Origin of the sequence: Thalassotalea algicola, from assembly GCF_012932965.1 — a bacterium.
Classification (GTDB): domain Bacteria; phylum Pseudomonadota; class Gammaproteobacteria; order Enterobacterales; family Alteromonadaceae; genus Thalassotalea_F; species Thalassotalea_F algicola.
This window is the reverse complement of the sequence record NZ_JABBXH010000001.1, coordinates 388,800-403,071: the sequence shown is the minus strand read 5'-3', so window position 1 is coordinate 403,071 and position 14,272 is coordinate 388,800. Positions and strand designations below refer to the sequence as shown.

Annotated in this window: 9 protein-coding genes; 8 read left to right on the top strand and 1 reads right to left on the bottom strand. The window is 40.2% G+C overall.

The genetic code is table 11. The annotated features are described in order from the left end of the window. Nucleotides 1-29: 29 nt before the first annotated feature. The 4 genes from HII17_RS01795 to HII17_RS01780 all read left to right on the top strand — a co-directional run bounded on the left by HII17_RS01795 (nt 30) and on the right by HII17_RS01780 (nt 6,670). On the top strand, nt 30-2,624 hold the full coding sequence (locus tag HII17_RS01795) for a TonB-dependent receptor (RefSeq protein ID WP_169073604.1): 2,595 nt from the start codon (nt 30-32) through the stop codon (nt 2,622-2,624). Nucleotides 2,625-2,830: 206 nt separating this feature from the next. After that, the gene (locus HII17_RS01790) at nt 2,831-3,535 is read left to right on the top strand and encodes a SapC family protein (protein WP_169073603.1); all 705 of its coding nucleotides are present in this window, start codon (nt 2,831-2,833) and stop codon (nt 3,533-3,535) included. Between the two features lie 21 nt (nt 3,536-3,556). After that, nucleotides 3,557-5,110, top strand: a complete 1,554-nt coding sequence (locus tag HII17_RS01785) for a tryptophan halogenase family protein (RefSeq protein WP_169073602.1) — start codon at nt 3,557-3,559, stop codon at nt 5,108-5,110. 3 nt (nt 5,111-5,113) lie between these two features. Then, entirely contained in the window at nt 5,114-6,670 is a 1,557-nt protein-coding gene (locus HII17_RS01780; protein ID WP_169073601.1) for a tryptophan halogenase family protein, read from the top strand. Here the strand turns inward: HII17_RS01780 and HII17_RS01775 are convergent. Then, nucleotides 6,667-8,193, bottom strand: coding sequence for a tetratricopeptide repeat-containing sulfotransferase family protein (locus tag HII17_RS01775; RefSeq protein ID WP_169073600.1), 1,527 nt, complete (start codon nt 8,191-8,193; stop codon nt 6,667-6,669). The two genes, HII17_RS01780 and HII17_RS01775, sit on opposite strands and share 4 nt — an antisense overlap. A gap of 105 nt (nt 8,194-8,298) precedes the next feature. Between HII17_RS01775 and HII17_RS01770 the strand changes: the two genes are divergently transcribed. The 4 genes from HII17_RS01770 (at nt 8,299) to nagA (ending at nt 14,244) form a co-directional block, all read left to right on the top strand. Continuing rightward, complete coding sequence (locus HII17_RS01770) at nt 8,299-10,998, top strand: family 20 glycosylhydrolase (protein ID WP_169073599.1); 2,700 nt, start codon at nt 8,299-8,301, stop codon at nt 10,996-10,998. Nucleotides 10,999-11,172: 174 nt separating this feature from the next. After that, nucleotides 11,173-12,063: an N-acetylglucosamine kinase gene (gene nagK / locus HII17_RS01765; RefSeq protein ID WP_169074138.1), complete on the top strand. Its 891-nt coding sequence runs from the start codon at nt 11,173-11,175 to the stop codon at nt 12,061-12,063. Nucleotides 12,064-12,084: 21 nt separating this feature from the next. Further along, on the top strand, nt 12,085-13,083 hold the full coding sequence (gene nagB-II / locus HII17_RS01760) for a glucosamine-6-phosphate deaminase NagB-II (RefSeq protein WP_169074137.1): 999 nt from the start codon (nt 12,085-12,087) through the stop codon (nt 13,081-13,083). Nucleotides 13,084-13,101: 18 nt separating this feature from the next. After that, the gene (nagA, locus tag HII17_RS01755; protein WP_169073598.1) at nt 13,102-14,244 is read left to right on the top strand and encodes an N-acetylglucosamine-6-phosphate deacetylase; all 1,143 of its coding nucleotides are present in this window, start codon (nt 13,102-13,104) and stop codon (nt 14,242-14,244) included. Nucleotides 14,245-14,272 lie beyond the last annotated feature (28 nt).

Below are 14,272 nucleotides of genomic sequence, written 5' to 3'. Positions count from 1 at the left end.
TAAATAAAACGTGTGTAAGGGAAAAGTCGATGTCAACTTTAACATTTAAAAAAGGCGCATTAGCAACTAGCATTGCTGTAGCCTTGGCTGGTGTGCCAGCCTCTGTTGCATTTGCTGCTGAAGAAGCAGCTGCAAACCAAGACGATAAAATAGAAGTTATTGAGGTTCGTGGTATTCGCGGTAGCTTAAAAGCTAACCTCAATGCTAAACGTTTTTCTGATGCTGTTGTTGATGTAATCAACGCAGAAGACATCGGCAAATTCCCTGACAAAAACGTTGCAGAGTCATTGCAGCGTGTACCAGGTATTACCATTCAGCGCCAATTTGGCGAAGGTTCTTCAGTATCAATTCGTGGTGCAGGTCAAAACTTAACTAAAACGACATTGAATGGTCAAAATGTTGCTTCTACAGGTTGGTTCGTTTTAGAACCTGCTAAGCGTTCATTTAACTATGAGTTATTACCTTCAGAATTAGTAGGTGGTTTAGAAGTTTACAAATCATCTCAAGCAGATATTTCTGAAGGTGGCATTGGTGGTACAGTTGTTGTAAATACCCGCACGCCTCTAAAACTCGATTCAAACACTGCATATGCTTCAATTGAAGCACAATACTCTGATGATTCTGAAGAAACAGATCCACAATTCTCTGGTATGTACAGCTGGAAAAATGATGAAGAAACGTTTGGTTTCCTAGTTTCAGCAGTTGCACAAGAACGTCACCTGCAACGTCAAGGTAACGAAGCGTTCTGGCAATGGGGTGCAGGACCTGTTGGTTTTGAACAAAACCGTAAACGTAATGCCTTTACTGTTGCATTAGAGTGGGCGCCAACAGAAAACTTATCTTTCGTATTAAATGCGATGGATATGGAAATGGAAGCAGATAACACTAACTTCGCATTATGGTTAACACAAGCTGATACTACATGGGGTGGCGGTCAAACTGATGAGTTTATTGCACCAGGCAGCGAGCCAGGTCAAGTTGGTACTCCAGTTAAAGGTCCATTAAATGTTGCGTACTATCAGGCACGTCCTCGTGAAGCGACAATGAATTCAGATTTAATTGACTTAAAAACTACTTATGAAGGTGAAGCATTCACGTTAGAAGTTCAAGTAGGTACTACTGAATCTGACGGTGGTACTGACTTCGAAATGGTTGTTGATGACGGTACCGGCGGTACACCGATTCCAGGTGGTACTTATGACTTTACTGGCGGTACTCAGAAGTGGGATACCAATGGTTTTGACATTGCGACTTATGACCCAGGTTCATTAGCAATGGGTACAGGTGCAAACTTTAATGCGACACCTAAAACAGATGAAGAAACTTACTTCCAGGCTGATGTGGAGTTCCAAGTTGAAGATTGGGGCATTATTACCGCAGTTAAAACAGGCTTCCGTTACGCAGATCATAATACAACTAGCCGCAAATTTGAGTTCAATCAAGCTGATGGCTTTAATAACGTGATTTCGACTTCTGGTTTAGCGCAAGGTTCATATGATGTGGGTCTTGATAACCTAGAAATTATGAAGTTTGATGTTGCTGAACTTAAGAAGTGGGCGAAAAACAGCATCACTGGTAAAACAGAAGATTTAGGTGCTTATTCTGAAATTCAAGAAGACAACACTGCTGCTTATGTAATGGCTAAGTATGAAGGCGAAAACTACCGAGGTAACTTTGGTGTTCGCTACATTCAAACTGATGCAGAGTCTATTTATTATGTCGATGGCGTAAAATCATCTACAAAAGCGGACTACAGTGAAGTATTACCAAGTGTTAACTTTGCATATAACTTAGAAGAAGACCTAATTTTACGCTTAAGTGCAGCGCGTACAATTGCACGTCCTCAATATAACGATATGTATGTTAACCCAAGCCCATTAGGCGTTAACGATGATACACCAAATAACCAAATTTGGGTGGCAGGTAATGTAGCATTAGAACCCTACAAAGCGGATCAATTTGATATTGGCTTAGAGTGGTACTTCAATGAGAACTCACTAATTTCAGGTGCAGTATTTGCTAAGAAAGTAGATAACTTCGTTAAAGTTATCGAAACGCAAAACGTACCTGCATCAGAAATCCCGCTACAATTACCACCGGAAGAAGCGGCATTTGGTTGGACTACTCAAACTAAAGAAAATGCAGAAGATGCGGATATCTTAGGTTTTGAATTCCAATACCAACAAGATTTCGGCAATGGCTTCGGTACTATGGTGAACTACACCTATACAGATACTGAAACAGATGATTTAGCATTTAGCGATCAAAATCCGTTTTTAACAGATGCATCGGATCACACGTATAACCTAACTGGTTACTACGAAACTGACGACTTCTATGTGCGTTTATCATACAACTGGCGAAGTGAGTACATGCTTCGTGAATCAGGGGCCTATGGTAATCGTTTACATGATGACTTTGGTTCACTTGACCTAAGTGCTGTGTATAACTTTAACGAAAACATTACGTTTAAAGTTGACGTTGTAAATATGACGGGTGAAGAGTCTAAACAGTACGGTAATAACCAACAGTACACTCACTACTCAGGTTTTGCTGATGGCTTCCCTGTATACCAATATGCTGTGGCAACGCGCATCAATGCAGGTGTTAGCTTTAAGTTCTAATAACTTTAGCTAAAAAAGAAAAGGGGAGTTTAGCTCCCCTTTTTGTTCAACGTTTTGTAAATCTAGAAAAAATTACTTAGTTGTTAATTGTTGTTTGCGGTATAACCACATTAAATACTTGGCTTGTGGGTTACTTTCTATAAACATTTTGATATAACCCCAACAGTATAATTCTCTCGTAAAAAATAATTATTAAGGATTCCTTTATGTCTGCACCAGCTAGACCGTTAAACTTTGTAGACCATGGCAAAGTCAAAATTAAACCTTCTCGTCACTTTCCTCATGTTGAAAATGAACAAATCGTTCCGCTAATTGTTCACGAATTTGCTAGTGCTGCGGCTGAAATGCCGGTAGTTTTTGTTAAAAACGCCGAAACAGGTGAATTTACACCAGTGGCAATTATGGGTTTTGAAACAGGCGAAAACGTCTTCCATGGTGAAACATGGCGTGGTAGCTATGTTCCTGCTGTTGTAATGCATCACCCATTTGCACTAATGCCAAGTAAAGAAGATCCAGAGCAACTACAACTTATTCTTATCGAAACTGATGAAGTACTTAATGGTACAGAGGGTGAAGCGTTATTCACCGAAAGTGGCGAAGAGTCTAAGTATTTGGCATCACGTAAAGAAGCGTTAGGAAAATATTTTGAACATACTCATGTCACTAAGTCATTCGTAAACTTCTTAACAGAAAAAGACCTGTTGGTAGAACAAACGCTTAACTTAGAAATTAATGGCCAAAAGCGTCAGTTAAGTGGTGTTTACTTGATTAACGAAAGTAAGCTAAATGCACTTTCAGATGAAGACTTTTTAACGTTAAGAAAGCGTGGCTTTTTATCGCCTATTTATGCGCATTTCTTCTCGATTCAACAGCTTAGTAATCTAGCGCGTTTAAAAAGCACTAAGGCTTAATAAAATATAGGTAACAAGCGTATGAACAGTGGCCCAGTTTCTTCGATTATCGTTGTCGGTGGCGGCTCATCTGGCTGGATGAGTGCTTTGTACTTGAATCGTTTATATAACCAAGAAAAGCATACGGTTGATATTACGGTAATTGAAAGTAAAGACATTGGCATAATCGGTGTTGGAGAGGCCACAGTTCATAGTATTCGCTTCTTTTTTGCTGCGATGGGCTTAGATGAGGCGGAGCTGCTAAAAGAAACTAATGCTACGCTTAAAGCCGGAATTATGTTTAACAATTGGATGAAGCCTGTCGATGGCAAAATGCATCAATATTTTCATCCTTTTGAACACGTACAAATAGGCCCTGGACTTGATATCGCCTCTCGATGGCTATTGAGTGGTAGAGGTGAAATTGAGCGTTTTGATCAAGGAGCCTCGCTTTCAGCACACCTAATTGAAAAAGGGCATAGCCCAAAAATGGCCAATGCTCGTCCTTACGAAGGTGCTGTTCCCTATGGTTACCACCTTGATGCAACGCTAATGTCACGTTACTTAAGAAAAAAAGCAACGGAAGCAGGGGTTAAGCATATTGAAGGAACAGTTAGCCAAGTGAATGTCAACGGCGAGAATATCGAGTCGATAGTCACTGAGCATGGTGTTCACCAAGCCGATATCTATCTTGATAGTACTGGCTTTAGGGGCTTGTTAATTAATCAAGTGAAATCTGATAATTGGCAGTCATTTGAAGACGCTTTACCGTGCAATAAAGCGGTGGCAATGCAAATTGCCTACGACGATGATCAAGTACCAAATCCGTATACAACAGCGACTGCGCTCGATAATGGTTGGGCATGGCAAATAGATTTGGTTAATCGCCGTGGTACAGGTTATGTCTATGATGGTAACCGAATCTCAAAAGAGCAGGCAGAAGCTGCGCTAATTGCCCATAATGGTGAAAATGCCACTATTTTAAAAACTGTTCATTTAGATATGAATGTTGGGTGTCGCAAAGAGTTTTGGGTGGGCAATTGTGTTGCTATAGGGCTTTCAGGCGGTTTTATTGAACCATTGGAATCAACAGGGCTGCACATTATTAATATTGGTGTACGTTTGTTGGCTACTCACCTTTCAAGCAATCAAATTCCGCAAGAAGTACGCGATTCATACAATCGCTTAATGAATGGTGCTTACCAAGACTTAAAACAATTTATCGTATTACATTATTGCTTAACAAATCGAGATGATACGGAATTTTGGCAACAAGCCCAGCGTTCGGTTGATTTCTGTCCAGAGCTAAAACGAAACTTAACTGTTTGGCAGCATAAAGTCTGTGAATATTTTGACTTGGCCGGCGGCTATTCGACTACGTTTACTGATGAAAACTACCGTTTTATCTTATACGGTATGCAGCACTATCCAAATTTGAATATGCAGGTCGATGAAGAACACAGCAAAGACTTGTTTGAAAAGTTAGGGCGAAAAGCGACACAAACAGTACAAAATACCTTAAGTCATGAAGCGTTTATACAAAGTTTGCATGATATGTCGTTAAGTGAGATTGCCGATATGTGGAGAAACCACTAACAAATGGCAACGCACACCCCAATTAAGCAGGTGATTATTGTCGGTGGCGGTACAGCTGGCTGGCTGGCGGCTAATCATCTAGGTAAAAATCTAGCGCCCAGTTCGCCTGATGGCGTCAAAGTCACTTTAATTGAATCGCCAGATATTCCTACTATTGGTGTTGGTGAAGGCACTGTACCGCTAATGCGCCAATCGTTAAAAGCGCTTGGGATTTCAGAAACAGAATTTATTCGCGAGTGTGACGTTACCTTTAAGCAAGGTATAAAGTTTGTTGATTGGTTGCATAATCCGATAGCGAATAACCCTCATTACTATCATCATATTTTTGATTATCCACAAATTGAACCGGTAGATTTAACACCATTTTGGTTAGACAACAATCAAGGTCGTAGTTACGTAGACACCATTGCATGGCAAGGAAAAGTCTGTGACGCAGGCTTAGCACCAAAACTTATTACTTCGCCAGAATATCAAGGTCAAAGTGCATATGCTTATCATCTTGATGCAGGTAAGTTTTCTGCCTTATTAACTAAAAATGCCGTGGAGCGCTTTGGTGTTAATCACATATTGGCAAATGTTGTTGAGGTTAAGCAACATGAGAATGGTGATATAGCCTCGGTAGTCACTGATCGCAATGGAGAGTTATCGGCTGATTTGTTTATCGATTGCACAGGCTTTTCTGCAAAATTAATCGGTGACGTACTTAACGTACCTTTTATTGATAAGTCTGATGTGCTATTTGCTGATCATGCGGTTGTTATGCAAGTGCCGTATCAATCTGAAGATCAAGCAATTGCCAGTCATACTATTTCAACAGCGCAGCAGTCGGGTTGGATTTGGGATATCGGCTTACAGACTCGTAAAGGCGTAGGGCATGTCTATTCATCAAATCATACGAGTCATGAACAAGCAGAGCATGCGCTAAGAACTTATATTGGTAAACAGGCTGAGTCGATTGGTAGCCGCGTGATCAAAATGAATATTGGCTATCGCGAAAAGTTTTGGCATAACAACTGTGTCGCGCTTGGTTTATCACAAGGCTTTGTTGAGCCATTAGAGGCTACTGGTTTATTAGTGTTTGATGCGACGGCTAAAATGTTGGCAGAGCAGTTTCCAACCACCACTACAGAAATTCCATTGATAGCGAAGCTATTTAACCAACGTATGTCTGAAAGTTGGGAGAAAGTAATTGATTTTATTAAGTTACATTACTGTATTTCAAAACGTGATGATAGTCAGTTTTGGCTAGATAATCGTGAGTTGAGCTCAATTCCAGACTCCTTGCAGGAACGATTAGCACGGTGGAAGTTTCAGCCGCCAAGTAAGTATGACTTCTTCAGTGGCTTTGAAATATTTAACTTAGAAAATTACCTTTACGTGCTCTATGGTATGGAATACCCGACAGCGAGCTCTTTAGTGAGGGGTAAAGTTGTCCAGGCTGCGCAAATTGAAGAGTTGCACCGTTGGATTGCTAATAATACAGAACAGGCCTTAACTCGACTACCTAAGCATCGCGAGTTGATAGAAAAGATTAAGCAATTTGGACTACAACGCGTTTAAAAGTTTAAAAAGCTTTTGTAGTGTTGCCAATCGTTTAAGTGTTTTTGTGTTATAGGTTTTCTAACTTGAGTGCTACTAACTGTATGCACTGGCTCTTGCTTCTTATAAAATTCCAACATGCTTTGTTGATAATCTAACGATAAAAATTCACATATAGATTGCGTGACTACTTCGGGTGTCGAAACCAGATTCTCATAGTCAACAACAAGCACTTTGTCTTTTAAATGTTTAAGCCAATGATCCATTAATTGGCTATGGGCGCTATAGAATTGTTCAAGATCAGAAAGACTGTTAGCGAAGCTATTTCCTTGACCAAGAATTTGCTTATAACACCCCCAGATGACATCTTCTTTGTTTCGTCTAACGTAGATGATTTTTGCTTTAGGTAATGCTTGGTGAATAATACCAATGGCTTTGTAATTAAGTGGCATTTTATCGGTTAAATAGTTGCCATTAGCAAGTGGCTGGCATGCTTGTAAATAGTGCTCACCAATCTCATGCCAATGCTTATTGTTTAGCTGTTTTACCCAGTTAGGAAACGGTGATTGAAGGTTGTGATTTTGAAGTATTGCTTGACTAGCTTGAGCTAAATATAGCAATTCATCACCAGCGTTAACTTGCGGATGACTGGCAATAATCTGCTCTACTAATGTTGTGCCTGAGCGAGGTAAGCCACAGATAAAAATGGCTTTTTCACCTAGCGTCGAAGACCCTGATTGCATGCTTGTTTTTGCGAGATATTCAGAAGAAAAAAGATCCTTTATGGTGCCATGTTCTTTTATATCAGCGCTTATATTGCACTGGGTGATAGTTGATAGTGCTTGGTTGCCTTTAGTTAGGTAGTCAAACGCTAACTTATAGTTTTGGTGACTATTATAATGACGAAATAATGTGAATGCTGCATAAGTCAAAAGCTGTAAATTAGATTTTTCTGGTCGGTTTATTTGGGTAGTGTGGTTTGTTACCGCTTCAAAAAATTGAGTTAATAGGGCTGTTTCTGGTTCGTTTAAGCTCGGCTGATAATCACTTCTTAACCAATAGCTTTCAAAGTCTTGTTGATTTTGCGCTATACAATAATTAAATGCAGCTAAGGCGTCTTCTTTTCGGCCAAATTCTTTATATAAGGTACCAAGAGTTCTTCTCCATGCAAGCTGAGCGGGCATTAATTTAACTGCTTTTTCGAGCGCAGGTAAGGCTTTGTCTGCCATTCTCATAAAACGGTATGCAATCGCCATCGCATAAAAGGCTACAGGCCATTGCGGAAATACCACTAATGCCTGTTCAGCGATAGCGCTTAATTTTAAGTAATCAGTTTGTTTTAAAAGATAGTTAAACGTTAGTTGATACGCTGTTTCGCGCTGCTGACGAGTGATTTCTTTGTGTGTTATTAATTGCTGCAGTACATCGAATGTATGAGTTGAACGTGAACTGATTAACTGATGGCATAGCGCGATGGCGTGATCAAATGTCATCTGTTTATCGATGCTATTTAGCCGTAAATTTATATTTTTATCTGTTGCCATGTCAGCCAGTTATCTCAAATTATGCCAATTGATAGTAATTTATTTTTGACAGCGCTGTCAAAATGAGTATCTTATAGACAAACCATAAGTAATATTGAGTATACAATGAAAAGACTGATAGTAACGACTGCTGTGATTAGCGCGCTAATATTAAGCGGTTGTGAGCAAGCTCAACAAGCTGGCGAGTCAAATGAAACGCAAGCTCAACACCAGACGAGCCAAGCATTGCCTATGATTACACAATCAAGCTTGGACCAAATTGCTCAATCGCTAAAGGTAAACTATCAGTTAGTGACGAATATACCTACCGACAAATGTGATAAAGAAAAAGCCGACGGAGCTTGTTTTGAAGTTTTATTGTCGCTAACGGCAAATACTGAAATAAAAAGTAAAGATTGGTCAATCTATTTTAGCCAGATATCACCCATTCAATCTTATGAAAGTGATTCCTTTAGTGTTAAGCATATTAATGGCGATTTACACCGAATTTCACTTAAAGATGATTTCGCAGGTTTTGAAAAAGGTGAAACTAAAACCTTATTGTTTAGAGCGAATTTTTGGTCGCTTTCAGAAACGGATGCATTGCCAAACTATATCGTCGCTGCTGATAATCTAACCGCGAAAGTTATTGAGTCGACCAAAACGGTTATCAACCCAGATACAGGTCTTGAAGTTTTGCCATATGTATCGCCATATACCGACGAAGTGAAACAGTTTAAGCGAACCCATTCAGACAAAACACAGTGGCTAACTACAGAGCGTTTATTTGAACGAAACCAAGCGGTTACTAAACACCGAGCTGATATTGAAAATGTCATTATTCCAACACCAATGCAACTTACGTCACAAGCAGGCACTTTGGATATCACACAAGGCTTAGCGCTTAATTGGCACAACGTTGCTCTTACTGACGTAGATGCAGCAATTCAACGTTTAGCTAGCCTAGGTGTAGTGCTAAATCCTAAAGGGGTGCCGCTTAATTTACGTATAACACCCGATGAAGATGCAAAAATTGGTAGCTATCAATTACAGGTGGCGAGCGAAGGAATTAGTGTTGTTGGTGTCGATGCTAATGGTGTATTTAATGGCTTACAATCACTTGCGGGCTTAAAAACAATAGGTAGTAATCATTTACCGTTAGTGGAGGTTAATGATGAACCGCACTATGCGTTTAGAGGGATCTTAGTTGATGTCTCACGTAACTTTCATAATAAAGCGTTTATTCTGAAGCTTCTCGATCAAATGGCCGCATATAAAATGAATAAACTTCATTTGCACCTTGGTGATGATGAAGGGTGGCGATTAGAGATCCCAAGCTTACCTGAACTTACTGACATTGGCAGTAAGCGCTGTTTTGACCCTAGTGAGCAAACTTGTTTGCTTCCGCAACTAGGTGCCGGTACCGATTCAAATAGTGGTGTTAACGGTTTTTATTCTGTAGCCGATTACCAAGAAATATTGGTTGAAGCCAAGCGTCGATACATCCAGGTGATTCCATCATTAGATATGCCAGGCCATTCTCGTGCTGCGGTTAAGTCAATGGCGGCGCGTTATAATAAATTTATGGCGAAAGAACAGCCAGAAAAAGCAGAAAAATTTTTGTTACACGACCCGGAAGATAAAACTGTTTACTCTTCTGTTCAATATTATAACGACAATACAATTAATGTGTGTTTAGAGTCGTCTTATCACTTTATCGAAACAGTGATGAAGGATGTAAAAGCTATTCATTCAGAAGTTAATCACCCACTCACTCGATATCATATTGGCGCCGATGAAACGGCAGGTGCTTGGGTTGAATCTCCTGCATGTAAGGCATTTTTAGCAAAACACAATGCTCAAATAGCAGGACCTAAAGAGTTAGGTGCTTATTTTGTTGAGCGTGTGTCGAATATGCTTGCTGACTTAGGGATTGAAGCTGCAGCATGGATTGATGGGTTAGAGCATACCAACCCAAATAATATGCCAGCGGTTATTCAAGCAAATGCTTGGCACCCATTAGCTTGGGGTGGCCATCAATCAGCTCATAAGTTAGCTAACTACAATTGGCAAATGGTGGTTTCTAGCCCAGATGTAACCTATTTTGATTTTCCTTATGAAGCAGATCCAAAAGAGCACGGTTATTACTGGGCTTCAAGACAAATAAATACTCGGAAAATGTTTAACTTTATGCCGGATAACTTGCCAGTCCATGCTGAATTTTGGCTAGATAGAGCTGATAACGCATACATAGCAGACGATACAGTGAAAACAGATGAAAGTGGCAAAATTATATCTGCTCCGATGAATAAGGGAGTTAAGTTTTTAGGTTTACAAGGTCAGCTGTGGAGTGAAAATACTCGCACAGAGGCAACAGCAGAATACAAAATATTTCCACGTTTAATTGCGCTGGCTGAACGAGCTTGGCATAGCGCCAATTGGGCTGTTCCGTATAATTATGAAGGTTTTAAATACAGCCAAGATACTAATACGTTTACTGATGAAAAGCGTAAGTTACGGGATACTGCTTGGTTCGATTTTGCTCATACGATAGGTAAAAAAGAACTACCTAAGCTAGAGCTGGGTAACATTAACTATCGATTACCTACCGTTGGTGCAAAGATAATTAATGGGCTATTGCATGCCAATATTGCATTCCCTGGAATTACTATTGAGTATCGATTGCTCGAAGGAGAGTGGCAAAAATATACAGGACCAGTAAAGGTTGATTCGCAAGTAAGTGTGCGTAGTGTAAGTCACCAATTAGATCGCTATGGTCGCGAATTAGTGATTGAAAATATAGAACAGACGAAATTAAATAATTAGCATTAACAAGTGGTTATCAAGTAAATTGATGTTTTTTTGATAATCACTAAAAAAACAAATGACAACGCTGTCATTTGTGTTAAGATAAATTTCATTAATAAGAGAAATAATACGTTGCCAGCGCGATTAGCGACAGAGATTAACAATAGGCAACGAGAGTATAACGAGGTTGATATGCTTAAAGGCGAATTAGACAGCCAAGGGCTTTTTCTAGGGATTGATGGCGGCGGTAGCAAATGCAAAGCTATTTTAGTCGATAAGCATAATAATGTGCTTGGCACTGGTATTTCAGGTCCAGGTAACCCTCTTCATGGCTTTGAGCAAGCGACAAACTCAATTGAAGAATCTGCAAAACTTGCGTTAACAGACGCTGGCATAGATGTGAGCTTACTCGAAAAAATTTCGGCAGGTGTTGGTCTAGCGGGGGTTAATTTACCTGTGTTATTCGAACAAATGAACAATTGGCAACATCCATTTAAAGATATGTACCTAGCAACTGATTTATTGATCGCGTGTTTAGGTGCTCATGGTGGCGAAGACGGTGCAGTAATGATAACCGGCACTGGTTCATGTGGCTTTGTTTATGTTGATGGTCAATCTCATATTGTTGGAGCCCACGGTTTTCCGCATGGCGATAAAGGTAGCGGTGCTTGGATTGGCCTGCAAGCAGCTAAACAGGTTCTACTGTCTCTGGATGGTCTTGTTGAATCAACAATATTAACTCAGTCTTTGCTTAGTCATCTCGATGCTAAAGATGCTATCGAAATGGTTGAGGCAATTGCGGCTAAGCCTGCGGCATTCTATGCAAAAATGGCCGGTCTAGTGTTTGAGGCTGCCAATAAGCACGATGCTATTGCTCAAGCAATTATCGAAGAGGGCGCTGATTACATCAGTCGTGTTGCGCGTAAATTACTTGCTAAAAACCCTCCGCGTATTTCGTTGATTGGTGGATTAACGCCACTATTAACACCATGGTTAGATCAAGATATTCAAGACAAATTAACGACTCCAGAATTTCCGCCTGAAATGGGCTCAGTAATTTTTGGTCGCCAACAAGCAGTATAGATAAGTTAAACAGGTTATATGATGACACAAACGATAATGGAAAAAGAGGCAGCACAAGCACCTCAAGTAATTGCTGAACAGTTAACGGCTAACCAAGCATTAATGGAGCGTATTGGAGAAAAGCTTCGCTTATTAAGTCCGAAAATGGTGATGATTATCGGTCGTGGTTCTTCTGATCATGCGGGTGTGTTTGGTAAATATCTTATTGAAATTGAAGCGGGAGTACCTGTTAGTTCGGCTGCACCTTCTGTTGCTAGTGTCTATGGGAAACAGCTTAATTTGTCTGGCGCGATGGTGATTGTAATTTCTCAATCTGGTCGTAGTCCTGACATCATTGCTCAAGCTGAAATGGCTAAAAAAGCAGGCGCTTATTGTGTGGCATTAGTTAATGATGAAACTTCGCCTTTAGCTCAGGTTGTTGATGACTTCGTACCGCTTAAAGCGGGAGCAGAAATTTCAGTCGCTGCGACTAAAAGCTACCTTTCAACATTGTCGGCTTTACTTCAATTAACAGCGTATTGGACACAGAATCAATCGCTTATCTCTTCACTTAAGCGCTTACCTAACGTATTACAAAATATGGTCGACAGTGGTACTCAATTTACCGCCGATTCACTAGATAAAGTGAAAAATATGGTCGTACTAGGGCGTGGTTTAGGTTACGCGGTTTCAAAAGAGATGGCATTAAAACTTAAAGAAGTTAGCAGTATTCATGCTGAGGCATTTAGTAGTGCTGAGTTTTTACATGGGCCAGTTACGTTGGTCGAGCAAGGGCTGGCAATTTTAAACTGTGCTGTAAACGATGAAAGTGCTGCATCACATAATGAACAAATTGAAGAAGTGTCGAGCAGGGGAGCAGATTTAGTTCACCTTAATCAAATAGATAACGATATTCACCCGCGCTTAGCGCCACTTGTTGTGTTGCAACGCTTTTATTTAGATGTGGCGAAAGTAGCGGTAGCTCGAGGCTTTAATCCTGATGAGCCGAAAGGCTTAAAGAAAGTAACTAAAACCGTTTAGTTAGGCGAGATAATAGTAATGGCAAACACAGTCAGTATTTTTGCAGAACGCATTTTCGATGGTCAGAATTTTTTAGACCAAGCGAGATTGACTATTAATGACGGCATAGTTTCGTCAATTGATAGCCATGTAGAGCGTCAAGCGGCTGATCTTTATTGCCGAGGGTTACTTGCACCAGGTTTTATCGATTTGCAGGTCAATGGTGGTGGTGGAATATTACTTAATTCAACTCCCTCGTTAAGTGGTATTCAAACCATCATGGCCGCGCATATCAAATTTGGTACCACAGCAATGTTTCCAACGTTAATTACCGATACGGTTGAAGTGATGGAATCTGCGGCAGATGCTATAGCTCAAGCAATAAGTGAAAGCGTACCAGGTATTGTCGGTGTTCATTTTGAAGGGCCACATTTGTCCGTCGAGAAAAAAGGTGCTCATAGTGCCGAATATATCCGACCTATTTCAGTGCGTGAATGGAACATTCTAGAACGAAAAGATCTCGGTCAAATTATTGTGACTTTAGCACCTGAAAATGTTTTACCTCAAGATATCGCCAAAATGGTCGAACTGGGTATTAAAGTTTGTTTAGGGCATACCAATGCAAAGTTTGAAACGGCACAAAAAGCGGTTATCGCCGGTGCCGACGGTTTTACTCATTTGTATAACGCAATGTCACCATTAGCAGGAAGAGAACCAGGTGTTGTTGGCTGTGCATTTTTTAATGAACATACCGCATGTGGACTTATTGCTGATGGTCATCATGTCGACTACAGCAGTTGTCAAATTGCCTTGAAAGCAAAAGGGAAAGGTAAGCTATTTTTGGTCACAGACGCTATGCCTCCTGTCGGGACAAATGAGCAAGCATTTGAATTTTTCGATAGAGAAGTCACTTTGTCTGATGGCAAACTTACCTCAACAACAGGCGAACTAGCTGGCTCTGTTTTGGACATGGCTACTGCAGTAAAAAATTGTCATCAATATATGCATGTTTCTCTTGACGAGTCCATACGAATGGCAAGCTTATATCCTGCGCAATATGCAAATTTAGTTAACGAAATGGGCACACTTTCTATTGGCTCAAAAGCCAATTTTGTCGTGCTTAATCACGAGCTATCTGTCGAGCAAACTTGGATAGATGGTAAAAAAGAATTCCAACAATAATAACAAATATTAATAAGCTAACAGGTAA